This window comes from Ohessyouella blattaphilus (genome assembly GCF_024721265.1).
Classification (GTDB): domain Bacteria; phylum Bacillota; class Clostridia; order Lachnospirales; family Lachnospiraceae; genus Aequitasia; species Aequitasia blattaphilus_A.
Map to the genome: position 1 here is coordinate 58,018 of NZ_JAMXOC010000001.1, position 25,541 is coordinate 83,558.

Below are 25,541 nucleotides of genomic sequence, written 5' to 3' on the forward strand. Positions count from 1 at the left end.
TGCAATAAAACATTTATAACTATTCTTCCTCATTATTTGCATCAGATAAATAACTCGCCTCTCATCCACCATCTCGCATTATATCATATCGTAAATTACATATCAATGGATAGGTTTCTTAAAGAAAACAGGTCTTCAAGCATCGCTTGAAGACCTGCACATATTCTTTGTTTACATTTTATCGTGGAAAGTTCTGGCAATTACTTCTCTTTGTTGCGCCTTTGTTAGCTTATTGAAAGTCACTGCGTATCCCGACACCCGAATGGTAAGATTCGGATACTTCTCCGGATTCTCGTAGGCATCCATGAGCACTTCCTTATTCAGCACATTTACATTTAAGTGATGAGCCGCTAACCCAAAGTAACCGTCAAGGATCGCGACAAGGTTCTGCAAGCGTTCTTCTTCACTCTTTCCTAACGCTTCTGGAACAATGGAGAAGGTATTAGAAATCCCATCTCGGCAGTACTTATATTCAAGCTTTGCTACGGAATTAAGAGCTGCTAAAGCCCCGTTCTTTTCTCTCCCATGCATAGGATTTGCTCCAGGCGCGAAAGCCTCACCGTCTTTGCGACCATCTGGGGTTGCTCCTGTCTTCTTACCATAGACCACATTGGAGGTAATCGTCAAAATAGAAAGCGTAGGAACAGCATGACGATATAGTTTATTCGAGCTTAAATCTTCATAGAATAAGCGCACCTGTTCTTTGGCAATATTATCTGCACGGTCATCATCATTTCCATAAGTTGGGTATTCCTCTTCATTGATAAAGTCGCTGATCAGGCCAGTTTCCTCATCTCTTACCACTTTAACCTTGCCATAGCGAATTGCCGATAAGGAATCTGTCAGTACGCTAAGGCCTGCCATGCCAAAGGCCATGTAGCGTGTCACCTCGTTATCATGAAGAGCCATTTGCGTCTTCTCATACGCGTATTTATCATGCATATAGTGGATGATATTCATGGTGTTTGCATAAGCCTTGGCTAGCCATGGACGATAGATATTAAGTCTTTCAATCACCTTATCGTAATCTAAGTACTCATCCTCATACACGTTCATTTGCGGTCCTACTTTTATCCCCTGCTTTTCATCAACCCCGCCGTTCAGCGCTACCAGTAAAAGCTTCGCAATATTTACTCGGGCACCAAAGAACTGCATTTCTTTTCCCAGACGCATAGCCGATACGCAACAAGCGATTCCATAGTCATCACCGTAATCTGGGCGCATCAAATCATCATTTTCATATTGAATCGAATCCGTATCTGATGATACCTTCGCGCAATACCGCTTAAAGGCTGCTGGCAAATCTTTGCTCCAAAGCACCGTTAAGTTAGGCTCTGCTGCTGGATTCAAATTATATAGTGTGTGCAAGTAGCGATAGGTGGTCTTCGTCACCAGATGACGTCCGTCTTCTGTAACCCCACCGAGCACTTCCGTAATCCACATCGGATCTCCTGCAAATAGCTCATTGTAATCCGGGGTTCTAAGAATTCTTGCCATCCGTAGCTTTAAAACAAAATCATCAATTAGCTCCTGAGCTGCCACTTCATCCAGAACGCCATTCTTTAGGTCTCTTTCAAAATAGATATCTAAGAAAGTCGATGTTCTACCAAGGCTCATGGCCGCGCCATTTTGCTCTTTGATAACGGCAAGGTAGGCAAAATACAACCATTGAACCGCTTCTCTAGCCGTTGTTGCTGGTCCACTTATATCAATGCCGTATAAAAGGGCCATATCTTTAAGCTTACCCAAAAAGCTAATCTGTTGGAAAAGCTCTTCTTGCTGACGAATTGAGTCAACATCCATTACGTTGTAACTAAGTTCTTCCTTTTCCTTTTGCTTCATAGCGATTAGATAATCCACTCCGTATAAAGGTACACGACGATAATCACCGATAATTCTACCACGGCCGTAGGCATCCGGCAGACCGGTAATCAGGCCACAACGGCGAAGCTTCTTCGTCTCCTCATTGTAGACCCGGAAGACACCATCGTTATGCGTCGTGCGGTATTTAAACTCGTTTTCTACCTCTTCAGACAATTCATAACCGTACGCTCTACAAGCATCTCGCGTCATCCGAATCCCCCCAAAAGGATGTACTCCTCTTTTCAGTGGCGCATCGGTTTGTAGTCCATAAATCAATTCCTTTTCCTTGTCCAGATAGCCGGCTTTATAGTTAAGCAATGACGAGGCTGTAGAAGTATCGATATCTAAGACCCCGTTATTCTCTCTTTCTTTCTTTTGAAGCGCTTCGTATTGCGAAAGCAAATCCTTGGTGCGAGGCGTAGCCTCTTCCAAAAAACTTTCATCCCCATCGTAAGCCTGGTAATTTTTCTTAATAAAATCGCTTACATTTACTTCATTCTCCCAATCGCCTGTTACAAAACCTGCCCATTCTTTTTTCATCATTAACATCCTTTCCACTTTGTTAAACATCCTACAATATGGCCACAAAAAAGGGCAACATCATAAGATGCTGCCCAGACGGTCGACTTCCTGACATCCTTTATTCCCTTGTGGTAAACCCCACTTGTTCCGTCAGTAATAAAGGATCTTTGTAATTAATCAAATTGTAACATTAACTCAAGCTATTTTCAAGTGCTATTTGAAGTACATATAAGCAATTAAAGCCGCAACGATTATAATAAGCACTCCCAAAACCACCAGTGGCACGATGGAACCGCCATCATCGTAATTATCAATATCGTTCTTCGAAGATTTCTTGCTACGTTTTTTCTTCTTTGATTGCTCTTCTGCTTCTAACATCTGGCTATAACGACGCTTTACTTTCGCCTCTCCAGCTGCACGCACTTCTTTTTCCGGTATATTGGAATACGTTTGTCTTTTTTTCTTATATTTCTGCTTACACGTAAAGCAAAGCCAGTATTCTGGATTCTTCTCGCTTTGAATAAGTTCTCTACCGCATTTTGGACACTTCATCAAACGTCCCTCCTTTTGTTTACTAGGACATTCTACTACATTTTCGCCCACTATTCAACGACTTTTCCGCTAAAACCCAAATCCTCCAAGGCTTCCAACGCCGCGGTCACCTGGCTTTCCTCATTAAGAGTAACCTGCTCCTCGTCTAGACTTACGCTTCCTATGATGTTCTCCTCAGCAAACAACTTTTCAATCCTCGCTACACAGTTCCCGCAGTGCATTCCTTCTACAGCAATTTTTACCATTTTTAAGATCCTCCTTTATTTCATTAATTTTTGAATAGTTTCACATAGTTCATCTACCACTTCGGTATCACCTGCACGAATATCATTGACTACACAAGTATGCAGATGTTCATTTAACAGCTTCTTATTAAAGGAATTAAGGGCTGCTGTCACCGCCATCACCTGGGTGATTATGTCCATACAATAGCGCTCCTCTTCCACCATCTTCTTTACGCCTCGCACCTGACCTTCAATACGGTTAAGTCTAGTGATTAAATCTTTCTTTTCTACAACTGTTCTTTCTTTCGTCTTATCCATTTGTCTCCTCTACAACTTTATCCGCTTTAATAAGAGCGCATTCGAAACCACACTAACAGAACTTAAAGACATCGCTAATCCGGCAAACATGGGACTAAGCAAAGAACCATTCAGCGCATATAACGCCCCCGCAGCAAGCGGAATACCAATCACATTGTAAAAGAACGCCCAGAACAGATTCTGGCGGATCTTACGGATCGTCGCCTTACTTAGCTTAATTGCCTTATAGACATCCATTAAATCTGATTTTACCACGACCATATCTGCCGATTCAATAGCGATATCACTACCGCTACCAATAGCCACTCCCACATCGGCCTGTACAAGGGCAGGCGCATCATTGATGCCATCCCCCACCATCATCACCTTGTCGCCCTTTGTCTGTAAGCTCTCTACCACCTTCGCTTTATCCCCTGGAAGTACCTCAGCGATCACTTCGTCTACTCCTACTTCCCCAGCAATCGCTTTCGCCGTCTTTTCTCGGTCCCCTGTGACCATATACACCTGAACCCCCAAATCTTTCATCTTCTGAATGGCTTCTTTACTGGTTTCTTTCACCTTATCAGCAACGGCTATCATTCCGATTACATGCCCTTCTTTAGCCACAAACATTGGCGTCTGCCCCTGACTGGCTGCCTGGTCCGCCTTTTCTCTATACTCATGGTCACTGACGCCGGCAAGTTCTAAAATCTTCTCATTGCCGATATAATACTTATTTCCTTCAATCTTACCAACAACCCCTTTACCAGTCACCGAGTTAAACTCCTTAACGCTGGCAAGCTTAATTCCTTCTTCTGCGGCTTTTGCGACAATCGCTAAGGCTAAGGGATGTTCGGAAGAAGCTTCTAAAGTAGCCGCTACTCTTAAAAGTTCTTCTGGCGGCTCCCGGGTTATAATATCCACTACTGCTGGTTTTCCTTCTGTAATTGTCCCCGTCTTATCAAGTATCACTCTCTTTACTTCGTGGGCAAGCTCAAGGGCTTCGCCGCTTTTAATCAGAATTCCGTGTTCTGCACCAATGCCCGTTCCTACCATAATAGCCGTTGGTGTAGCTAAGCCTAAAGCACACGGACACGCAATGACTAGCACAGACACAAAGATTGTAAGACAAAAAGCCAAATCATGGCCAAGCAATGCCCAGATAACAGCGGCTAGGATAGCGATAATCATTACCGCCGGAACAAAAATACCAGCAACTTTATCTGCCAGCTTAGAAATCGGCGCTTTCTTGCCCTGGGCATCTTCCATCATCTTGACAATCTTAGCAAGCGTCGTATCCTCACCAACACGGTTCACTCGTACCGTCACTGCCCCTTGATAATTCATACTTCCACCGATTACCTGGTCATCCTCTTTTTTCTCAACAGGGATGCTCTCTCCTGTAAGCATGCTCTCATCAATGCTGGTCTCCCCTTCCACAATAATGCCATCAAGAGGAACCCGGCTGCCTGGCTTTATTAAAATCCTATCGTCCACCTTAATCGATTCTACCGGGACTTCCTTAGCCCCCTCACCGGTTACTAAAAGAGCTGTATCTGGAGTTAACTCAATTAGCTTCTTAATCGCCTGTCCTGTTCGGCTTTTGCTACGCCCTTCCAAATACTTACCAAGCATAACTAGCGTTACCACCACTGCCGCCGACTCGTAGTAAAGCCGGTGGACCCCACTACTATCTATCGGAATACGTATCGTCATAATCAAACTATAAATAAAGGCGCTCCCCGTACCGACGGCTACTAAGGAGTCCATATTGGGATTCCCTTTTAAGAGACTTTTTATCCCTACAATATAAAACTTACGACCGTTAATTAAAATAATTGTCGTCAGAATAAGTTGTGCTAGCGCAAAATTAAGCGGTGCGCTGTGCATATCCAACACTTTCGGCAAAGGCAAAGTAAACGGAAGCATGTGTCCCATCGAAATATAGAGAAGGGGAATTGCAAGAATAATGCTCGTTAATACTCGTCTTTTCACTTTCTCTACTTCTTCCTCTTCCGCTTTGGCTGCCTTTTCTCGCTCTTCTTTCGACTTATCAATATGTAAAGTGGCACTAAAACCGGCACGGTCGACTTTCTTTATAATATCCTCGTCAGCTACCTTCCCTTCGTCAAAAGTAATCGTCAAACGGTTAGTGGTAAGGTTAACACTGGACTGCACAACGCCGTCTAGCTTCCCCGTTACCCGCTCTACTGCCGACGAACACGCAGCACAGGTCATGCCTTTTACATCAAATTGTTTCGTTACCATTGGTCTTCACTCCTTTCTTTCTAATTCATTATATACCCCCTACCCGTATATGTCAAACTCTATATCATGGTAAGATAGAATTTGCGCTTGGCAAATTCTTGCGCCTTCGGCGTGTGCTGTTGCACAAAATTCCTATCGCCGAAGTGCGCATCTCTAGCGGAGCGCTTTTTGTGTAACCGGAAAGTTCAGAGAACTTTTCGATTACACAAAAAGAACAGCCTTTCACAGCTGTTCCTCTTCGTCTTACTATGCATTTAATGGAAATTTATCTGTCAAACCATTTACTAACGCTTTGGCTTTCTCTACATTATCTTCACTAGCTACCACTAGGCTGATGGCTTCCGCAATCACGTCCATTTCCGCTTCCTTAAAGCCTCTTGTGGTTACCGCTGGAGTTCCTAGACGGACACCACTAGTTACAAATGGTGAGCGAGGATCGTTTGGCACCGTATTCTTATTGGCGGTTATGTTCGCCTTTTCAAGTCGTGCTTCTAACTCTTTACCTGTCAGCTCCGTATCCTTAAGGTCTACTAGCATCAAGTGGTTATCTGTACCGTCTGAAACCAGCTTAACGCCGCGGCTCATTAACCCTTCGCTTAATGCTTTAGCATTCTTTACCGTTTGCTCTTGGTACGCTTTAAACTCTGGCTCAAGAGCTTCTTTAAAGCTTACTGCTTTGGCCGCAATCACGTGCTCTAAAGGTCCACCCTGAATTCCTGGGAAGACGGCCTTATTAAAGTTGAACTTCTCATTGGCTTCCGCGCTTGCAAGAATCATTCCTCCTCTAGGCCCTCTAAGGGTCTTATGAGTGGTAGTAGTGGTTACGTCAGCATACGGAATCGGACTAGGATGAAGGCCAGCAGCAACCAGACCCGCAATATGCGCCATATCTACCATAAAATACGCGCCCACCTTATCCGCAATCTCACGGAATCGCTTGAAATCTATCGTTCTTGCATAGGCACTAGCACCAGCAATAATTAGCTTAGGCTGTTCCGCTACCGCTAACTCTTCAAGAGCGTCATAATCGATATATCCTTCCTCATTTACACCATAGGGAATGATGTGGAAGTACTTACCTGATATATTAACTGGCGAGCCATGAGTGAGATGACCACCGTGATTCAAGTTCATTCCTAAAACCTTATCTCCTGGTTCTAGCATAGCAAAAAATACCGCTGTATTGGCTTGCGCACCAGAGTGTGGTTGTACATTGGCATACTCACAGCCAAAAATCTGCTTTGCTCTTTCAATTGCCAGATTCTCAGCTACATCAACCCACTCACAGCCGCCATAATAACGCTTACCCGGATATCCTTCTGCGTATTTATTAGTTAAGGGGCTACCCATTGCTGCCATAACAGCCTTGCTCACCCAGTTCTCAGAAGCGATTAGCTCCACGTGGTCTCCTTGTCTCGCAATTTCTTTCGTGATTACTTCTGCAATCTCTGGGTCATACTTTTCAATCTCTTCAAAACTATACATTTCTTTCCTCCATAAAAATAACTCCTAATAGATAAAAACCTAATTAGGAGTTATTATATCATTTTTACTTCCGGGTTCCAAGTGTAACTTCAACTTCACTTTCTGAATAGCTACCATCTTCATCAGGAACCTGCACTGTTAAGGTGACCTTATCGCCTACCCGGTAGTACTGAAGCTCTTCGCTTAAGGCTTGATAATTGCCCACGCTGGTGCCGTCGATTGCGGTAATAACAGAGCCTTTTTTAATATCCGCTTTAGCAGCACCTGAGCCTTTCACTACTTCCGAAACGTAGACACCTTGAGGAATATTATAAAGCTTGGCATTCTCGGCGGTTACATCCACACCGCTTACACCCACTGAACCGCGCTCATCCTCTGGCACCACTTCTCTGGTCTCTTTATTCATCAAAGTGGTAATCACTTCGCTAGCATCAGAAATCGGAATCGCATATCCCATACCTTCTACGGCAACATCATTGGCCTTTACAGTATTGATACCGATTAATTCACCTTTAATATTCAAAAGAGCACCACCGCTATTACCAGGGTTAATTGCTGCATCCGTCTGAATCAGCTCACTATCAAACCCTTCCATATCAAGCTTTCTATTTGTTGCTGAGACAATTCCCGTTGTAACGGATTGTCCATAGCCAAGGGCATTACCGATTGCCACCACCGGCTCACCAACTTGTAGCTTTGTAGAATCGCCTATCGTCGCTACCTTAATCTCTTCTTTTGTACTAGCCTTTACATCATCCTTTTTAACCGCAATGACTGCCAAATCCTTGGTAGAATCCGTACCCTTTACACTAGCCTCCACACTTTCTTCATCGATAAAGGATACCGTCAAAGTCGTGTTTCCTTCCACTACGTGATTGTTTGTCACAATTAGTAGTTCGTCATCATTCTCAGATATGATGATGCCTGAGCCTGCGCTCTCACTTTCTCTTTCTCTAACACCACCGAAAAAGTCCATTACCTGAGACACGCTCATATTGGTAATCGAGACTACCGAAGGCATTACATTCTTAGCAATCTCGGAAATATCCGTATTCACCGTACCTGATGCATTTACATCTAAGGCAACTTTATCCGTGGTCTTGGTTTCCACCACTGATTTCCCTGTGTCCTTATCACCGATCACATTATTAAGAACAGCATTTGTTCCTGTGAAAGTCAGACCGCCAACCAGGCCAAAGATTAAACCAAAGCAAATCGCCTTTACCAATCCTGGTACTTTCTTTTTTTGCTTTTTGGTTCCTCTATTGTCTTCATCGCTAACCGGTTCGTGGTTAGGCACTTCATAATTATAATTATCCATAAAAAAACCCCTTTCTTTCAAGTTTCTAAACCTAGTTTACACTTTAGATGTGTAAAAAATGTGAAGTAAACTTGAAAAAAAGGAGTATTGATTATTCTACCGTTACCGACTTTGCTAAGTTTCTCGGTTTATCTACATCACAGCCTCTACCAACGGCAATTTCATATGCAAAAAGCTGTAACGGAATAATCGCTAAAGAGTTCATAAAGTACTCATTGGTCTTAGGGATGTAAAGAACGTAATCCGCTGCCTTCTCTGCCTCTAAGTTCCCTTCCACCGTCACCGCCATTACAAAAGCTCCGCGCGTACGCACCTCTTCCATATTACTAATCATCTTTTTATATAGAGGTTCTTGGGTTAACACCGATACCACCAAGGTTCCTTCTTCCACTAGTGAGATAGTACCGTGTTTTAACTCTCCTGCTGCATATGCTTCTGAATGTATATAAGAGATTTCCTTTAACTTAAGTGAGCCTTCTTGAGAAATAGCATAATCAATGCCTCGACCGATAAAGAAGATTTGCTCCGCTGCTTGATAGCGATTTGCAAACTTTTGAATTTTTTTCTTATTCTCCAAAAGCATTTCTACTTGCGTCGGCAAGCTTTTTAGATCTTCTATCATACCGGTTAATTGATCTGCGTCTATCGTTCCTCGCACCTGACTCATTTTCATAGCCAAGAGATAAAGAGCGATTAACTGGGCGGAATAGGCTTTCGTTGTAGCCACCGCGATTTCCGGTCCTGCCCAGGTGTACATAACCCCGTCTGCTTCTCTAGCAATCGAACTACCAACTACATTAACCACGCCTAGGACCTTTGCTCCGCGTTCTTTTGCTTCTCGAAGGGCCGCTAGAGTATCCGCCGTCTCTCCTGACTGGGAGATAACCATTACTAAAGTATTGTCTGTAATAATAGGATTACGATAACGAAATTCAGAAGCCACATCAACTTCCACCGGTATTCTCGCCATCTCCTCAAAGACATACTTTGCGGTCATTCCCGTATGGTAGGCCGAGCCACAGGCAACAATCATAATCTTCTGAATGCTCTTTATCTCCTCTTCGGTCATATTTAGCTCTTCAATTTCAATCATGCCATCTTTCAGTCGAGGTGAGAAGGTATCCGTAATGGCTTTTGGCTGCTCGTACATTTCCTTTAACATAAAGTGTTCATAGCCACCTTTTTCAGCCGCATCTACGTCCCAATCGATCTTTTTAGACATCTTCGTTAAGGGCTCACCATCGCTATTAAAAAAACTTATATCATTCTTTCTTAGACGGGCAATCTCTTCATTCTCGATAAAATACACATCTCTTGTATACTTAAGCACCGCTGGCACATCAGAAGCAATAATATTGCCCCCTTGGGCATGTCCGGCAATTAACGGACTATCTTTACGAACGGCATAAAACTCTTCGGGGTGTTCCTTAAAAATAATACCTAAGGCATAGGACCCTTCCACACGGTGGATAATTCTCGTAATTGCTTCTAATGGATCGCCCTTATAGTAATAGTCCAATAAATGGGCAACCACTTCTGTATCCGTATCCGAGATAAACCGGTAACCCTTTCCTTCTAACCGCTCCCGAAGCTTTAGATAGTTTTCAATAATGCCATTATGGACTACCGCGATGGTTTCCTCAGTATTTTCATGAGGATGCGCATTTAAATCAGAAGGTGCGCCATGAGTTGCCCAACGGGTATGGCCTACGCCTAAGTTACCTGGTAACAGTGCACCTTCATGGGTCAATTCGCTTAGAACTTTTAGGCGTCCTTTGGATTTGACTACCTCGATTTTTCCTTCATTATAGATAGCCATGCCAGCCGAATCATATCCACGATATTCTAGCTTTTCCAAACCGTCTAACAGAATCGGCGCTGCTTGCTGTTCACCGATATATCCTACAATTCCACACATAATCATTAACCTCCTCTGTCACAGCATAAGGGGACGCCGTTAAGCATCCCCTTATGCAAACAACTAATCTAAATCAATAAAATCCGTATCAAATACCTTTCGACTACTTTGATCTTTCTTTCTTAGTTGAGATTGAACCTCATCTCCATCTAACTCTAGATCTTGACGCAAATCCTCCAATTCCTCACTGCCATCTATGTCATCTATATCAAAATCCATTTCCTCAGTTTCGCTAAATTCATCATCTTCAAAATCGTCATCAAAAGAAAAAAGATCGGCATCCTCTTCAAAATCATCGTCTTCAAAGTCACTATCCTCGTAAGTACTTATTTCATCTTCTTCATACTTTTGACGTTTCGCCTTACTCTTCGGTTTCTGTTCTTCATTCTCTTCCTCATCTTCAATTCCATATTCATCATACAAATCATCAAGTTCTAGGTTACGATGACGCAACTTAACCCCTAGAATAATTAAGAAAATGAATAGTAAAAACACAACAAGAACAACAGCCGCGAGAGCAAAAGGTAAAATCCCTTCATAATTCTGGAGTAGCTTTATCAGCTGACTACTAGAAGCATTTTCTTCCACTGGGACATTTATAAAGCGTTGATACGTACCCGCCACAGAATCATAGCTATACGCCCCTTTTTCTCCGGTACTATTAACTGCTGAAACTGCAAAAAAATCTGGATATTTTGTATTTTGCCACGCCGGAAAATCTTTGCCATTAATGGTCATCTGTGTTTTTTCATAATAGGAAGGAAGGCCTTTAGCATCATCATCTAGCAGAATAATATATGAATCATCTGTCAAATATATTTGTTCAAAAGGACAAAAAGATCCATCTTCTGTATCATATACAAAGAAATTTTTATCCCCCGTATCCGACATAAGGTAAAGCAGTTCTACACTACCATTCTCTTGTTTAACCGACCTAACTTGTGCACCCTCAAAACTAACCTCAGAAGCGACAAACCCTTCTGGTATCTGAATATCTTCAAAGTCCTGAGCGATAGAATATTTTACTCCGCCAATATCTATAGTAGTTCCCGTCTCCGTTGTCGGTGATACACTTGTTGGCGCTACTTCCGTCTCACCATTTGCTCCCTGTTCGATTGTAACCGTCGAATTGCCTAAAACCACATCAACCGCACTACCATTATTGGTCGCAGTGAAGTCCGTTGGTGCAATTGTCGTTGTACCTGTTTTTAGCGCTCTCAAGACAATATAAAATTCCAACTTTCCCTCACCGTTCTTTGTTCCCTCCAGAACAATACTCCCACCAGACGCAGATGCATTCGTTCCACTTACAAACTCTAACATAGAGGTATCATATTGTAACGTCCCCTTACCATCCGTTACATTTTCCGGCTCGCTAACGAAAATGCGTATACTTATTTCTTCGCCTACCCTTACTGTTGGATCATCAAAGTAAAGGTTGCTAGCAGCAAAGACATTTATTTTCACATTAACAATACAAAACGCAATAAGTACAATTGATAAAAATGTTTTTTGAAGTTTTCTCATTTAGATTTCCTTCCCTTACTGTAATATTTTTTGTAACTCCTCTTGAACAGACTCTTTATCCTCTTGATAAGTAACCCCAAACCAGCGGTCATTCGTCTGCAAAACCTCGATTTTGAAGTTCTCCTTCTTAATCATCTCGTCAAAAACAATTGGTAAAAGGAATTCTTTCGTATCACCGATTTCTTGATTGGCTAAGAACTGAGTAAAACGAGTCTCTAACTCTTTCATAATCTCTGCCTTTAGCCCCCACATATTCATGGACACCACGGTGTCTGCTCCTAGCTCGTTTCCGTCTTCGTCGCGAATAATACCGTCTGCACTCTTTCTAATACCACTTGTTTCATTGATATCTTCTAGGATATTCTCTTTCGTAACACAGACGCCTCTAGTCACGCCGCCATTTTCACTAAGTGTATTCTTAAGCTTAAAGGCTACCGAACAAGCATCACTCCCTCTCATATCACTACTTAGATATGCAAACGCTTTGGCATACGCTTCATAGCCATAGAAATCATCGGCATTAATAACTAAGAAAGGTCCTGTTACTAGCTCTTTACAGCAAAGAATTGCTTGTCCTGTACCCCAAGGTTTTTTGCGCGCTTTTGCTAACTCGCTATACTCACTAGGGATATCATCGATTTCCTGAAAAGCATAAGCTGTGTTTACTTTCTTCTCGGTCCGATCACCGATCACTTCTCTAAAGTCTTTTTCTAGATCCTTACGAATCACAAAGACCACCTTATTAAACCCAGCCTTAATAGCGTCATCAATCGAATAATCGATAATCAATTCTCCCTTTGGGCCAACTGGCTCTAGCTGCTTAATCCCGCCACCAAAGCGACTTCCTATACCTGCCGCCATAATCACTAGAGATATTTCCTTCATAACTATTCTCCCAAACCACTTTCTATTGCCTCAACCATTGCTGCTAACGCTTCCTCTTCATCCTCGCCTTCACAGAAAAGCTCTATTTCGTCACCTTTCTTTATGCAAGCGCCAAGGACACTTAGGACGCTTTTGGCGTTGGCTTCCGAATCACCTGCGTATTTAAATGCCACTTTACACTTAAACCTTCCTGCCGTGTTGCAAAAAATTCCCGCTGGACGCAAATGCAGTCCCGTCGTATTTATAATTCTTACCTTCTGATTAACCATTATTCTCCTCCACACTTTCTGAAATCGTAATTTCAATACTTATTTCTTTATAGGTAATGCCTGTCGGTAAATCGTTCACCTGAATCGGTACCACATACGTTCCTGGCTCCGTAAACTCCGTCAAATCCACCACTACCTTGCCCGTTAATGTTGTGATTTTTTCTAATTCTTTTTCCTCACCTTTAAGAATAATCTCTACATTTACATCCTTGGCAAACTCATAAGCCAGATCATTCTTTAAATTAACAGCCGTTATAGCGGTCGTGGCTACTTCCATCCGCTTCGTGCCTGGCTCATCCACCGTAACAGTAACCACTACTGAGCCCATATTTTTATCTACTAACTCTACATCTTCTGGTAAATACTTGGTTATATCTATAGTATACTCCGTCTTTTCCGTTAATTCTTCCGTTTTTAGCGCCGAAGCCGGAATATCTATCTGTTCAATCTTATTGATAACCTCTTTCGTTCCCGCAATTTCAATCTCTTTTGGCTCATAGCTGATACCGCCGTTATGGTAGCCATCTTTCACTTTCACCTCCGAGGTATCGAAATTAAGAGGTACTTTTTTCTTATGTAATAGCTTAACCGTAACCTTAACATCCTCATCTTTCGTAGTGGTCGTCAAGGTAGTCATATCCATCTCTTCGCCGTTATGGTCGTACACGCGAATCTTCGCCGGCAAAGTGGTTTCTTTTGACAGGCCGGTCACATTAACCTCAGCCGCCACTTTACCAATATTGCCAATCTCTGACTCGGCACCTTGGAATTTAATCGATTCTGGCTCTACCTTCATTTCCCCTTCAAGTAGTACATACCCGGAACTGACTTCACCTGTCGGTGACGGCGTTAACGGAAAGCTCTGGGTCGTCTGGTTCTCTATCTCCACCAGCAGATTTCCTGGGGTTGCCGTTGCTACCACGCTTTCATTATCCTCATATCCTTTGACAATTACTTCTAAAGGTACCAAGGATTTCGCTGTTAGCTCCCGCATATCCGCTACTACGGTAATATCCGCTTTGCTAATCTTACGCATGGTCTCTCGCTTTGCTTTAATCGTCACGTTGACCACATCATTGCCCGTCTTCTTATACTCCATCCCGTTCTCTCTAAGGGTCTCTCCGTGAATATCCTCCACCTTAAAGTCACTAAAGGTTTTTGTCTGCTCAGGATTATCTGTATTCACTATAATAAACCACATAAAGAAGGCGATTACGAAGGCTAGTAGCTTAAGTTTCCAGTTATTAAGAAGTTTATCTCTCATTAGCCTTCCTCCTTCTGATGAATTTCAGTATTCTATTTTCTTTCGTCATCTTCGCCTGTAACTCGGTCAGCTTATCCCGTAACAATGTTTCATCGATATTGCGATATAAATCGCCGCCACTAGCTAGAGACACATTCCCTGTCTCTTCGGACACCACAATTACTACCGCATCGCTAACCTCCGTAAGTCCTAGGGCGGCTCTGTGTCTCGTGCCTAACTCTTTACTAATAGCCGTATTATCAGAAAGGGGCAGATAACAGGTTGCTGCTACAATGCGATCGCCACGCACAATAATCGCCCCATCGTGAAGAGGTGTATTGTGTTCAAATATATTAAGCAATAGTTGCTTAGAAAGCACCGCGTCCACCTTGATTCCCGTACTTTCATACTCGGTCAGCTGAATAGCTCGCTCCACCACAATAAGCGCTCCCGTCTTTACCCTTCCCATAGCAAAGCAAGCAGCGATAATATCTTCTTTCGTCTCGTCGTTAAATCTTGCCTGAGTATTCTTATCAAGGGCCAGCACCGATGACAGGAACTGCTTTTCCCCTAATTTCTCTAACGCTCTTCTAAGCTCCGGCTGGAAAACTACGATGGCAGCCGTTGCCATCACCGTTACCGAGTGTTTCACAATGTAGAGAATGGTATGCATCTCTAATAGATACGCAACCAGTACAAAAACTGCCATTACCAGAATCCCTTTTAGAAGCATCCAGGCTTTCGTGTTATTAATCCAATTGATTAACTGGTAGATTAGAATCGTAATGATAATAATCTCCAAAATATCCACCCATCTAATCGAGGGGAAATACAAAGAAGTATCAAAATATTTCAATATAAAGTTATTAATAAACTGACCCATTTCGACACCCCTTTTCTGTCACAAATTTCTGTTTATTTCTTTTCGGAAACTGCTCCCTCGCTTAACACTCGCGTTCTTTCATCTACACTTGATGGGTCGCTTTCTGCCGTCGTTTGGCTCTTATTAATGGTCCGCACGCTCTTTTGCTTAGCAGCAACTGCCACTTTAGGAATCGCCTTTACGTAGTAGACGTAATTATCATCTTCAAACTCCAAGTTTTCTCTTCTACTATAGTCTACCGAAAAGAAGAATAGCTCAAGGGCCAAACTAATAGCTATCGCTAGTAAGTTTCCTACAATCATCCACATTGCTGATAAATCTAACTTAAGAGTAACTTTACCGGCAGTGACAATAATAAGATTGGCTAGTACCCCGCATATCATCGCTACCTTCCAAGCGTAATTAATGGCTAGGTGGCGCACCGTATATACAACGAAAAAGCAGACAATCATCGCTATTAGCATCACATACATTTCTTTATTCATAAAGACGCCCTTGGCATACTTTATGACGCCATCCATCAAACTCTTTTCCTTAAGCGTTGCTCCCGACTTCTGCAAGTAAGCTATCATGTAAAAGACAATCGTTCCGAAAGACATGGGGATAGCAGCAACTGGTACACTTGTCAAGCCGAAGACAATCGGAATTAGATAGGGAACTTTAAGCATAAACGCTAAAGGCGATAAAAGTGCCACTAGAAGGACACTGCCCGATAAGCGAAAGTATAAGGCGTACATCACCACAAATATCCCTGCGGTAACCCCCATGACTCCTAAGGAAAGGGCTGAGGCATGGGCCAGTATCAAGCCACAAGCAATTAGGACGATAAAGCCTCTTGGTAAAAAGGCACAGATAAGTGCTAAGCCAACGGCTACAAAAGGTGAAGCCGCCATCTTCATATAGCCGATTTTACTATTGATAAAATAAAAGGTAAGCAGAGCCAGGATAACGTTAATTGCGCGGTCGATAAGTCCCGTATGCTCTCCGTATATTTCTTGAATCCTGCCTTTAATTTTCAGTACGTTTTCCATTTCCCTTATTCTCCCTTTCGTATATCCTTAGTAATCTAATAAGACCGTTATTATACTGCTTCACACGGTGTCTTGCGCGTGCGTGTTTCTTACTATAGAACTGATACGAACCAATACCATATACTAACAGTAGTATAAGATATCCGCCTAAGGCAAGCAGTCCTAAGATAATCATCAGCGTTAGATCTAGATTTTCCTTGCTTCCTTGAAGAATGATGAGTGCTACCAAGGCCCAAATCATAACATAAGCAAGGGTCATCCAAAGTAGCTGAGCAATCACATTATAACTAATGTAATCCTTCCGGTAATAGTCGCTAACTTTGATATCTTCCTTGCCTTCGTTTTTCTCGTACATAGAAAGCTTTGTTAATAGCTGTACTTTTCGTTTATCTATCATATGGTTTACTCCTGAAATCGAATGATTTACACACTATTCAAATTATAGCAAAAATCAGTTTCCTTGTCCAATAGATACGGTCAAAAAATAGACCTTGCTTGCTCCTCTTTTCTTCATTTCTTGGCTGAGTTCATCGATGGTCGCCCCTGTAGTATAAATATCATCGACAATCAAGATCCGCTTTTCTTTAACTTCCTCGGTAACTTCAAACACCCCTGCTACATTTCGTTTACGCCTTTTGCGGTCTAATGTTCGCTGAGGACGCGTCTCCTTGGTTCGCTTGGCTATCTCCTTTACTGGAATTCCCATTCGCTCTCCCAGTTGTCTGGCGATAAGTTCACTTTGATTGTACCCTCGTTTTTTTCTTCTTTTTTGACTAAGGGGCACAGGAACAATCAAATCCACGCACCACTCCTTTAAAATTCGCTCCTTGCGACAAAGCAGATTACCCACATAATCCCCTACAAGGAACCGCATATTCTTATATTTAAAATAGTAAAGGGATTTGGAAACCGGTAGTTCGTGGCGCCAAAGCGCTGTGCCCCCATCAAAATAACGCCCTTCTCGTTGACAATCACAGCATAATTCGTTCTCCTCATCTGAAAGCTCTTTCGAGCACAAAGCACACCCAGTCTCCCGAATCTCTAGGGCAACAAGCCGCACTTTACAGGCGGCACAAATGCCTGTCCGATTTGCCTGAAAGCAAAAGGGACAGGTGGTAGGCCATAAAAGCTTACTGATATTCTTCATATAGTTCTTGGATTCGTTCTGACAAAGACGTGTTTCGTTCGCTGATATACTCATTGCTAATCATCTGGGCAAAAACCTTTTCATCCCCTACTAAGGTGACTAAATTCTTCGCTCTCGTGATCGCCGTATAAAGAAGATTGCGGTGCATTAACATTCGCGGACCGCTATACATAGGCATAACGACCGCTGGATATTCGCTGCCTTGAGACTTATGCACCGTAATCGCATAAGCCAGTTCCAGTTCATCTAGATTGCCAAAAGGGTAAGACACCACCCGCTCATCGTCAAATTCGATCTCGACTTCCATTTGGTAGTTGTCGATTCTCTTGACAATGCCGATGTCGCCATTAAAAATCCCCACCCCTTTATCGATAGTTAAGCCAAATTTCGTGCGGACTTGCCACTCTAGCTGATAGTTATTCTTTGTTTGCATGACTTTATCGCCAACTCGGAGAACCCCAAAGCTGACTTTCTTTTCAGCTTTCCCGGCTGTCGGTGGGTTAAGTCGCTCCTGGAGAGCCACATTTAACTGCTCCACACCTACTGCGCCTATTCTCGTCGGGGTAATCACCTGGATGTCAAGCGGTGAGAGCTTCAGATACTGGGGAAGATTTTCTGTAATCAAGCGAATAATCACCGCCACAATCACCCGGGGATCATACCGCTTTAAGAAAAAGAAATCCGCAGATTTATTATCTAGCATAACCTCTTCCCCGCGATTAATCTTGTGGGCGTTTACGACGATATCGCTCTTACTAGCCTGGCGAAAAATCTTCTCGAGAGTGGTGGTCGCAAACTGATCTGCTTTTATCATATCTTCGAGCACCGCCCCCGCTCCTACTGAGGGCAATTGGTTACGGTCGCCGACAAATACCAAGCGACAGCCTTTAAGAACAGCCTTAAGCAGCGAATGCATCAGTGAGATATCGATCATGGACATCTCATCAACGATGATAACATCTGCCTCTAAGGGATTCTCCTCATTCCTTGAAAAGCTACTGCCTCTTCCCTCTGGCGCCCCACTAACTTCAAGAAGACGGTGAATCGTCTTTGCCTCATAGCCTGTGGTTTCACTCATTCGCTTAGCTGCTCTTCCCGTAGGCGCTGCTAGCAGTACTTCCAAACCATTTTCTATAAATAAGCGAATCATGGTGCTAATCGTGGTCGTCTTTCCCGTTCCCGGACCACCGGTTAAGATACTAACCCCATTTTCCATCGCTCGAAGAATTGCTAGCTGCTGAGTTTCATCAAGGACGGTGGTCGCTTCCTTTTCTATTTTCTTAATGTCTTCACTCACCCGTTCTTGGTCAATCGAGAATTTCTGATCTAATTCCTTCAGTCTTGCAGCTACCTCTAATTCCATATAATAAAAATGAGATAGATAAATCTTTTTACCGCCCTCTTCATCCTTAATAACAATTTTTTTATCGATAGCAAGATCCATTAAAAAGCGGGTGATTTCCGAAAGCTCCACCTCCAAAAGGCTGGCTGTTAGCCCCATTAATTCTGCTTCTAACATATAGACACTACCACTAGCTATGCCTTGTTGCAAGGCATAAAGAATGCCACTTTGGATGCGAAACTCGGAATCTAGTCTAAAGCCCGCGTTTATGGCAATCTGATCGGCGATTTTAAAGCCGATGCCATCCACCGTTTCCGCCAGTTTATATGGATTCTCCTCAATCACATTGTAGACACTCTCACCGTACTCTTTGTAGATCTTTACTGCCAAATTCGTACTGATACCGAATTTCTGCAAATAGATCATGCCTCGTCGCAGCTCCTTCTTGCTCTCCATTTGGAACGCGATTTCCATCGCTTTTTTGCCGCTAATTCCTTTAATCTCCGCTAGACGCTCTGGCTCTTCCTCGATAACCTTAAAGGTTTCCTCACCGAAATGTTCCACAATCTTACCGGCTAACACGGCACCTAACCCTTTGATAGTACCCGAGCCTAAATACACTTCCATACTGTGGAGATCGTCCGGTTCACACCTTCTAGACTCCTTCACCTTAAACTGGGTACCGTAAGAAGGATGCAGAACCGTCTCGCCGTCAAGCTCTAATAGCTCACCTTCTTCAATCACCGGAAAGTTGCCGACGCAAGTTGATTCTCCATCCTTATTTTCTAATATAAACACCGAATATCCGGTATCTTCGCTGCGATATATAATATGATCTACGTAGCCTTTGACTGTCTCCATAGCGCCTTCTTACTCCATTACTTCCGAATACCGGCCCGTTCCCTTGGCAATTACCAGCAGTGGTTCTTCTACTTTAACCGTATGAATACCTGTCCGCTCTTCGATTAACTCGTCCAAGCCCCGAAGCAAAGAACCGCCGCCGGTTAAAATGATACCCCGTTCAAGAATATCGACAGACACCTCCGGGGGAGCCTGCTCCAGTACGCTAATAATCGTATCGATAATCAGATTGGCCTTTTCTACTACTAGGCTTTCAATCTCTCCAGAAGTAACCTCCACTTCTCGCGGCAAGCCTGAGTTGACGTCTCGTCCCGTGACAATCATAAATTCGTCTTCAATTAAAGGGAAGGCCGAGCCAATCTTAATCTTAATATCTTCAGCCATCTTCTCGCCGATTACCACATCGTGGGTCTGCTTAATATACTGTAGGATGGCTTCATCCATATCATTGCCGGCTACCTTAACCGATTCGCTAGCCACCACGCCCCCTAAGGAGACAATCGCTACATCGGTGGTTCCACCACCGATATCCACCAGCATATTACCGAAGGGTTTGGCCATATCAAGACCGATACCGATTGCCGCCGCAATCGGTTCACGGACCACTACCACATCCCGAGCTCCCGCACCATACGCCGCCTCAATCGCTGCCTTACGCTCTACCTCGGTTACGTGCTCTTGTACATTGATATAGATATTGGGTTTTGAAAGCGTCCTTCTACCCAGCGCCTTGCTGATAAAGTAACCTAGCATCTCCTCGGCCACAGTATAATCCGCAATAGCTCCCTTTTGTAGCGGTCTGATGGCGATGATGCTGCCAGAAGCCCGTTCTAATAACGCTCTGGCCTCTTCACCGAACGCTCGACTTTTATTGGTGTCCCGGTCAAAAGCGACAATGGTTGGCTCCTTTAACACCACACCCTTGCCTCTTACGTAGATTAAGGTACTAGAAGTACCCATATCGATTCCTATGTTAATTGCCATTATTCTTCCTCTTAATATTCAAAATAAGTACTTTTTATTCTAACACAAATCCTTATTCATAACTATAGCATTTTGGCAATATACGCTCCTGTATAGGAAGCCGGAACTTTAGCAACTTCTTCTGGCGTACCCTTAGCAATCACCGTACCACCTTTATCGCCGCCTTCTGGGCCAATATCAATAATATAGTCCGCTGTCTTAATCACATCTAAGTTATGTTCGATAACCACCACCGTATTCCCATCAGCAGAAAGCCGCTTGAGAATCTCCGTCAACTTATGAACATCTGCAAAATGTAGACCCGTGGTTGGCTCATCGAGAATATAGATGGTCTTGCCGGTACTACGACGACTAAGCTCCGTAGCCAACTTAATCCGCTGGGCCTCGCCCCCAGATAAGGTGGTGGAAGGCTGTCCTAAGCGGATGTATCCTAGCCCCACATCATAAAGGGTCTGTAGCTTCCGGCTAATGCTAGGCACCGGCTCAAAGAACGTAACCGCCTCTTCCACCGTCATATGCAAGACATCATAAATGCTTTTCCCTTTGTACTTTACATCTAAAGTCTCCCGGTTATACCGCTTTCCTTTACACACTTCACAAGGTACATAGACATCAGGTAAGAAATGCATCTCAATCTTGATAATCCCGTCACCACTACAGGCCTCACAGCGTCCCCCTTTTACGTTAAAGCTAAAGCGTCCCTTCTTATAGCCCTTTGCCTTGGCATCTGGAGTGGCAGCAAATAAGTCACGAATCAAATCAAAAACCCCTGTATAAGTAGCTGGATTTGACCGAGGCGTCCGGCCTATCGGTGACTGATCGATATTGATTACCTTATCAAGTTGGTCTATACCTTCCATACTGCGATGCTTACCGGGAATTGTTCGGGCGTGATTTAAGTCTCTTGCCAAGGTTTTGTATAAAATCTCATTAATGAGCGAGCTTTTACCTGAGCCGGAGACCCCGGTAACGCAAGTCATGACTCCTAGTGGAATGTTCACATCGATATTCTTTAGGTTATTCTGCTTGGCTCCCTTAATCTTTAGCGTGCCGGTAGGCTTCATCCGCGTCTTCGGCACCGGAATAGTAATCTTTCCGCTTAAATAAGCTCCTGTCAGCGAATCTTTGCACTTCTCAATCTCTTTGGCCGTTCCCACCGCTACCACTTCACCGCCGTGTTCACCGGCACCAGGGCCAATATCGACAATACAATCTGCCTCTAGCATGGTCTCTTCGTCGTGCTCTACCACCAGTACCGAGTTGCCCAAATCTCGTAAGTGACGCAGCGTTCCTAGGAGCTTGCCATTATCTCGCTGATGAAGCCCAATACTAGGTTCATCGAGAATATAGGCGACGCCCACTAGCCCCGAGCCAATCTGGGTCGCTAGACGAATCCGCTGCGCCTCACCGCCAGAGAGGCTACCGGTAGCCCTTGAAAGGGTCAAGTAGTCTAAGCCAACATCGATTAAAAACTGAATCCGGGCGTGAATTTCCCGAAGTACCTGATCAGCGATTAGCGCTCGTTGCTTACTAAGCTTTAAGTTATCGAGATACTTTTTTAACCTCTCGATAGAGTATGCCGTCACTTCCGCGATATTCTTACCACCGATAGTAACAGCCAAGGCGCCCGGCTTAAGTCTCTGACCATGGCACACGTCACAAGGGGTAATCTGCATATACTGCTCATATTCGCCCTTGATCACTTCTGAGCCCGTCTCCCGGTAACGACGCTTTAGGTTTTCGATAATGCCTTCAAACGCCACATCGTATACCCCTTCTCCCCGCTGGCCTTTGTAGTGAACCTTCACTTCCTTACCGCCAGTTCCCCGAATCAGTATGTCTCTGATTTTCTTAGGGTAATCCTTATAAGGGGTATCTAGAGAAAATTTATATTCCTTGGCTAGCGCCACTAAAATAGCGTTGGTAAAGCTCTTTTTATCATGAGCGGATTGCCAGCCCATAGCGGCAATCGCACCTTCGTTAATACTGAGTTTTTTATTAGGAATAATTAAGTCTTCGTCAAATTCCATCTTGTAGCCAAGCCCTGCACACGCCGGGCAAGCCCCGAAAGGATTGTTAAACGAAAAGCTTCGGGGTTCGATTTCGTCGATACTGATTCCACAATCCGGACAGGAGAAGCTTTGACTAAAATTCAACTGCTCCCCGTCAATTACATCAACTTCTAGAAGTCCATCTGCTAGTCGTAAGACATCTTCAACCGAATCCGAAAGCCTTTTCTCTATCCCTTCTTTGACCACCAAGCGATCCACGATAATTTCGATATTATGCTTGATATTCTTATCTAGCTTAATCTCTTCTGTCAGCTCATAAAGGTTGCCGTCTACACGCGCTCTCACATAGCCACTCTTCTTAGCGCTATCAAGCATCTTTTCATGAGTTCCTTTACGGCCTCTAACTACAGGAGCCATCAGCTGAATCTTTGTACCGTCCTTTAATTCCATAATCCGGTCTACCATCTGATCTACACTTTGGCGCTCAATTACCTTCCCACAGTTAGGACAATGGGGCGTACCGGCACGGGCGTACAGCAAACGGAAATAGTCATAAATCTCCGTTACCGTACCCACCGTTGAACGGGGATTCTTATTGGTCGACTTCTGATCGATGGAAATCGCTGGGGATAACCCTTCAATGCTTTCTACATCTGGCTTCTCCATCTGACCGAGGAACTGTCTTGCATAGGAAGACAGGGATTCCATATAGCGTCTTTGTCCTTCTGCGTAGATTGTGTCAAAGGCTAGTGAAGTCTTTCCCGAACCCGATACACCGGTCAGTACCACTAACTCATTTCGCGGAATATCGAGACTGATATTCTTTAAATTATTCTCATTTGCCCCTTTAATTTTAATGTATTTCTTTTTATCTGTCGTTGCCATAATCGCCTTGTCCTTTAATTGTCTTGTAATTGTTGTTTTAATATTATTAGCTTATCCCGAAGTTCTGCTGCGGCTTCGAAGTTAAGCTCAGCTGCGGCCTTCTTCATCTGCTTCTGGACTTCGCCTATTAGCTTCTCTAGCTCTTTCTTATTCATAGATTCTGGATCTTTGCTAAAGTTAAGTTCCTCACTGGCCACTTTCTTAGAGATACTAATCAGGTCTCTAACGGCCTTCTGAATCGTCTGAGGGGTAATTCCGTGTTCCTGGTTGTACTTCTCCTGAATCTCTCGCCGTCTTTTCGTCTCATCGATAGCCAGCTTCATCGAGTCCGTCATCTTATCTGCGTACATCAGTACCCGGCCTTCTGAATTACGGGCCGCCCGACCAATGGTCTGGATTAGCGATGTGCCCGAACGCAGGAACCCTTCTTTGTCAGCATCTAGAATGGCTACTAGCGTGATCTCTGGAATATCTAATCCTTCTCTTAGGAGGTTGATACCCACTAGCACATCAAAGACGTCTAAGCGCATATCCCGAACAATCTCCGCTCGCTCCAGCGTCTCAATATCCGAGTGAAGGTAACGCACCCGAATTCCTAACTCCCGCATATACTCAGTGAGATCCTCTGCCATTCGCTTCGTTAAAGTAGTAATCAAAATCTTATGCTTCTGTGCAATTTCTTTATTCACTTCACCGATTAGGTCATCAATCTGACCCATAACCGGACGCACTTCTACTTGCGGATCTAATAACCCAGTCGGTCTAATGACCTGTTCCGCCCGTAAAAGCTCATGCTCTTCCTCATACGTCCCAGGAGTGGCCGAGACAAATAACTGCTGATCCACTTTGCCTTCAAATTCTGCAAAGGAAAGGGGTCTATTATCGAGGGCTGAGGGCAAACGAAAGCCATACTCTACCAGAGTGGTCTTACGCGCCCTGTCGCCATTATACATACCACCAATCTGAGGAATCGTCTTATGAGACTCATCAATCATAATCATAAATTCATCAGGGAAATAATCAATCAAAGTATGAGGCGGTACTCCCGGCGCCAAACCAGTCAAATGTCTTGAATAGTTTTCTATTCCTGAGCAAAAACCCGTCTCTCTAAGCATCTCGATATCAAAATTCGTCCGCTCAGCAATACGCTGGGCCTCTAAAAGCTTTCCTTCACTTTTAAAGTAGGCCACCTGCTCTTCTAACTCTTCTTCAATCGCCTTAATCGCCCGCTCCATGCTATCTTTGGCCACCACATAATGAGAAGCCGGGAAGATGGCAATATGACCTAACTCTTTCTTAATCTCACCGGTCAACACATCGATCTGGGTGATGCGCTCTATCTCATCGCCAAAAAACTCTACCCGATAAGCTTCGTCTCCTGAATAGGCCGGAAACACTTCTAAGACATCGCCCCGAACCCTAAAGGTTCCCCGCTTAAAATCCATTTCATTGCGGTCGTACTGAATCTCTATCAGCTTACGAATAATATCGTCACGGTCCCTCTCCATTCCTGGTCGCAACGAGATAACCATCTCCTGATAATCAATAGGACTTCCTAGACCGTAGATACAAGATACACTGGCGATAATAATTACATCTTTACGCTCTGATAGAGCCGCGGTGGCACTGTGGCGCAGCTTATCGATTTCATCATTAATAGAGGAATCCTTAGCGATATACGTATCCGAAGACGGCACATAGGCCTCGGGCTGATAGTAATCGTAGTAGGACACAAAATATTCAACAGCATTCTCAGGAAAAAACTCCTTGAATTCACCGTAGAGCTGACCTGCCAATGTCTTGTTATGGGCAATAATCAGCGCCGGCTTCTGAAGTCTTTGGATGACATTTGCCATGGTAAAGGTCTTACCTGATCCTGTAACCCCTAAAAGCGTCTGGGCTTGATTCCCCTCTGCAAATCCCGCAACTAGTTGTTCTATCGCCTGAGGCTGGTCGCCAGTGGGCTTATACTCTGATTTCAGTTTAAATAGTTCTTCACTCATGGGCACCTCTCTTTTTGCT

The 25,541-nt window shown here is 43.8% G+C and carries 20 protein-coding genes and 1 riboswitch; all 20 genes read right to left on the minus strand.

Going from position 1 to position 25,541, the window contains the following annotated elements:
- Positions 1-171 precede the first annotated feature (171 nt).
- The 20 genes from pflB to uvrB all read right to left on the minus strand — a co-directional run bounded on the left by pflB (position 172) and on the right by uvrB (position 25,522).
- Positions 172-2,403, minus strand: a complete 2,232-nt coding sequence (gene pflB, locus NHH16_RS00225; RefSeq protein ID WP_262067943.1) for a formate C-acetyltransferase — start codon at positions 2,401-2,403, stop codon at positions 172-174.
- Between the two features lie 65 nt (positions 2,404-2,468).
- A riboswitch (ZMP/ZTP riboswitch) is annotated at positions 2,469-2,553 on the minus strand.
- A 45-nt stretch (positions 2,554-2,598) separates the two neighbouring features.
- Positions 2,599-2,937, minus strand: a complete 339-nt coding sequence (locus NHH16_RS00230) for a TFIIB-type zinc ribbon-containing protein (RefSeq protein WP_262067585.1) — start codon at positions 2,935-2,937, stop codon at positions 2,599-2,601.
- Positions 2,938-2,987: 50 nt separating this feature from the next.
- Positions 2,988-3,182, minus strand: coding sequence for a heavy-metal-associated domain-containing protein (locus NHH16_RS00235; protein ID WP_262067586.1), 195 nt, complete (start codon positions 3,180-3,182; stop codon positions 2,988-2,990).
- A gap of 15 nt (positions 3,183-3,197) precedes the next feature.
- Entirely contained in the window at positions 3,198-3,479 is a 282-nt protein-coding gene (locus NHH16_RS00240) for a metal-sensing transcriptional repressor (protein WP_262067587.1), read from the minus strand.
- 9 nt (positions 3,480-3,488) lie between these two features.
- Positions 3,489-5,726, minus strand: coding sequence for a heavy metal translocating P-type ATPase (locus NHH16_RS00245; RefSeq protein WP_262067588.1), 2,238 nt, complete (start codon positions 5,724-5,726; stop codon positions 3,489-3,491).
- A 246-nt stretch (positions 5,727-5,972) separates the two neighbouring features.
- Complete coding sequence (gene glyA / locus NHH16_RS00250; RefSeq protein ID WP_262067589.1) at positions 5,973-7,211, minus strand: serine hydroxymethyltransferase; 1,239 nt, start codon at positions 7,209-7,211, stop codon at positions 5,973-5,975.
- Positions 7,212-7,275: 64 nt separating this feature from the next.
- Positions 7,276-8,532 carry a S1C family serine protease gene (locus NHH16_RS00255; RefSeq protein ID WP_262067590.1) on the minus strand — a complete coding sequence of 419 codons (1,257 nt, stop codon included), beginning with the start codon at positions 8,530-8,532 and terminating at the stop codon, positions 7,276-7,278.
- 91 nt (positions 8,533-8,623) lie between these two features.
- Complete coding sequence (gene glmS / locus NHH16_RS00260; RefSeq protein WP_262067591.1) at positions 8,624-10,450, minus strand: glutamine--fructose-6-phosphate transaminase (isomerizing); 1,827 nt, start codon at positions 10,448-10,450, stop codon at positions 8,624-8,626.
- A gap of 63 nt (positions 10,451-10,513) precedes the next feature.
- On the minus strand, positions 10,514-11,977 hold the full coding sequence (locus tag NHH16_RS00265) for a cohesin domain-containing protein (protein WP_262067592.1): 1,464 nt from the start codon (positions 11,975-11,977) through the stop codon (positions 10,514-10,516).
- A 15-nt stretch (positions 11,978-11,992) separates the two neighbouring features.
- Entirely contained in the window at positions 11,993-12,862 is an 870-nt protein-coding gene (locus NHH16_RS00270; protein ID WP_262067593.1) for a nucleotidyltransferase family protein, read from the minus strand.
- Between the two features lie 2 nt (positions 12,863-12,864).
- Positions 12,865-13,131 carry an HPr family phosphocarrier protein gene (locus NHH16_RS00275; RefSeq protein WP_262067594.1) on the minus strand — a complete coding sequence of 89 codons (267 nt, stop codon included), beginning with the start codon at positions 13,129-13,131 and terminating at the stop codon, positions 12,865-12,867.
- Positions 13,124-14,395, minus strand: a complete 1,272-nt coding sequence (locus NHH16_RS00280) for a CdaR family protein (RefSeq protein WP_262067595.1) — start codon at positions 14,393-14,395, stop codon at positions 13,124-13,126. The genes NHH16_RS00275 and NHH16_RS00280 overlap by 8 nt, the downstream gene beginning before the upstream one ends.
- Entirely contained in the window at positions 14,385-15,257 is an 873-nt protein-coding gene (cdaA, locus tag NHH16_RS00285; RefSeq protein WP_262067596.1) for a diadenylate cyclase CdaA, read from the minus strand. Before cdaA ends, NHH16_RS00280 begins: the two co-directional genes overlap by 11 nt.
- A 32-nt stretch (positions 15,258-15,289) precedes the next feature.
- Positions 15,290-16,288: a hypothetical protein gene (locus NHH16_RS00290; protein WP_262067597.1), complete on the minus strand. Its 999-nt coding sequence runs from the start codon at positions 16,286-16,288 to the stop codon at positions 15,290-15,292.
- Positions 16,266-16,685 (minus strand): hypothetical protein, encoded by a 420-nt coding sequence (locus NHH16_RS00295; RefSeq protein WP_262067598.1) that lies wholly within the window; start codon positions 16,683-16,685, stop codon positions 16,266-16,268. Before NHH16_RS00295 ends, NHH16_RS00290 begins: the two co-directional genes overlap by 23 nt.
- 54 nt (positions 16,686-16,739) lie before the next feature.
- The gene (locus tag NHH16_RS00300) at positions 16,740-17,435 is read right to left on the minus strand and encodes a ComF family protein (RefSeq protein WP_262067599.1); all 696 of its coding nucleotides are present in this window, start codon (positions 17,433-17,435) and stop codon (positions 16,740-16,742) included.
- Positions 17,419-19,638: an SF1B family DNA helicase RecD2 gene (gene recD2 / locus NHH16_RS00305; RefSeq protein ID WP_262067600.1), complete on the minus strand. Its 2,220-nt coding sequence runs from the start codon at positions 19,636-19,638 to the stop codon at positions 17,419-17,421. Before recD2 ends, NHH16_RS00300 begins: the two co-directional genes overlap by 17 nt.
- A 9-nt stretch (positions 19,639-19,647) precedes the next feature.
- Positions 19,648-20,622, minus strand: coding sequence for a rod shape-determining protein (mreB, locus tag NHH16_RS00310; protein ID WP_262067601.1), 975 nt, complete (start codon positions 20,620-20,622; stop codon positions 19,648-19,650).
- Positions 20,623-20,684: 62 nt separating this feature from the next.
- A complete protein-coding gene (gene uvrA / locus NHH16_RS00315) occupies positions 20,685-23,519 on the minus strand; it encodes an excinuclease ABC subunit UvrA (protein ID WP_262067602.1) in 2,835 nt (944 codons plus the stop codon).
- A 14-nt stretch (positions 23,520-23,533) separates the two neighbouring features.
- Positions 23,534-25,522 carry an excinuclease ABC subunit UvrB gene (uvrB, locus tag NHH16_RS00320; protein WP_262067603.1) on the minus strand — a complete coding sequence of 663 codons (1,989 nt, stop codon included), beginning with the start codon at positions 25,520-25,522 and terminating at the stop codon, positions 23,534-23,536.
- Positions 25,523-25,541: the final 19 nt, after the last annotated feature.

Bases quoted from the DNA above. Each gene is read 5' to 3' on its own strand.
- pflB (WP_262067943.1), bottom strand. From the start codon at position 2,403: ATGAAAAAAGAATGGGCAGGTTTTGTAACAGGCGATTGGGAGAATGAA.
- NHH16_RS00230 (WP_262067585.1), bottom strand. From the start codon at position 2,937: ATGAAGTGTCCAAAATGCGGTAGAGAACTTATTCAAAGCGAGAAGAAT.
- NHH16_RS00235 (WP_262067586.1), bottom strand. From the start codon at position 3,182: ATGGTAAAAATTGCTGTAGAAGGAATGCACTGCGGGAACTGTGTAGCG.
- NHH16_RS00240 (WP_262067587.1), bottom strand. From the start codon at position 3,479: ATGGATAAGACGAAAGAAAGAACAGTTGTAGAAAAGAAAGATTTAATC.
- NHH16_RS00245 (WP_262067588.1), bottom strand. From the start codon at position 5,726: ATGGTAACGAAACAATTTGATGTAAAAGGCATGACCTGTGCTGCGTGT.
- glyA (WP_262067589.1), bottom strand. From the start codon at position 7,211: ATGTATAGTTTTGAAGAGATTGAAAAGTATGACCCAGAGATTGCAGAA.
- NHH16_RS00255 (WP_262067590.1), bottom strand. From the start codon at position 8,532: ATGGATAATTATAATTATGAAGTGCCTAACCACGAACCGGTTAGCGAT.
- glmS (WP_262067591.1), bottom strand. From the start codon at position 10,450: ATGTGTGGAATTGTAGGATATATCGGTGAACAGCAAGCAGCGCCGATT.
- NHH16_RS00265 (WP_262067592.1), bottom strand. From the start codon at position 11,977: ATGAGAAAACTTCAAAAAACATTTTTATCAATTGTACTTATTGCGTTT.
- NHH16_RS00270 (WP_262067593.1), bottom strand. From the start codon at position 12,862: ATGAAGGAAATATCTCTAGTGATTATGGCGGCAGGTATAGGAAGTCGC.
- NHH16_RS00275 (WP_262067594.1), bottom strand. From the start codon at position 13,131: ATGGTTAATCAGAAGGTAAGAATTATAAATACGACGGGACTGCATTTG.
- NHH16_RS00280 (WP_262067595.1), bottom strand. From the start codon at position 14,395: ATGAGAGATAAACTTCTTAATAACTGGAAACTTAAGCTACTAGCCTTC.
- cdaA (WP_262067596.1), bottom strand. From the start codon at position 15,257: ATGGGTCAGTTTATTAATAACTTTATATTGAAATATTTTGATACTTCT.
- NHH16_RS00290 (WP_262067597.1), bottom strand. From the start codon at position 16,288: ATGGAAAACGTACTGAAAATTAAAGGCAGGATTCAAGAAATATACGGA.
- NHH16_RS00295 (WP_262067598.1), bottom strand. From the start codon at position 16,685: ATGATAGATAAACGAAAAGTACAGCTATTAACAAAGCTTTCTATGTAC.
- NHH16_RS00300 (WP_262067599.1), bottom strand. From the start codon at position 17,435: ATGAAGAATATCAGTAAGCTTTTATGGCCTACCACCTGTCCCTTTTGC.
- recD2 (WP_262067600.1), bottom strand. From the start codon at position 19,638: ATGGAGACAGTCAAAGGCTACGTAGATCATATTATATATCGCAGCGAA.
- mreB (WP_262067601.1), bottom strand. From the start codon at position 20,622: ATGGCAATTAACATAGGAATCGATATGGGTACTTCTAGTACCTTAATC.
- uvrA (WP_262067602.1), bottom strand. From the start codon at position 23,519: ATGGCAACGACAGATAAAAAGAAATACATTAAAATTAAAGGGGCAAAT.
- uvrB (WP_262067603.1), bottom strand. From the start codon at position 25,522: ATGAGTGAAGAACTATTTAAACTGAAATCAGAGTATAAGCCCACTGGC.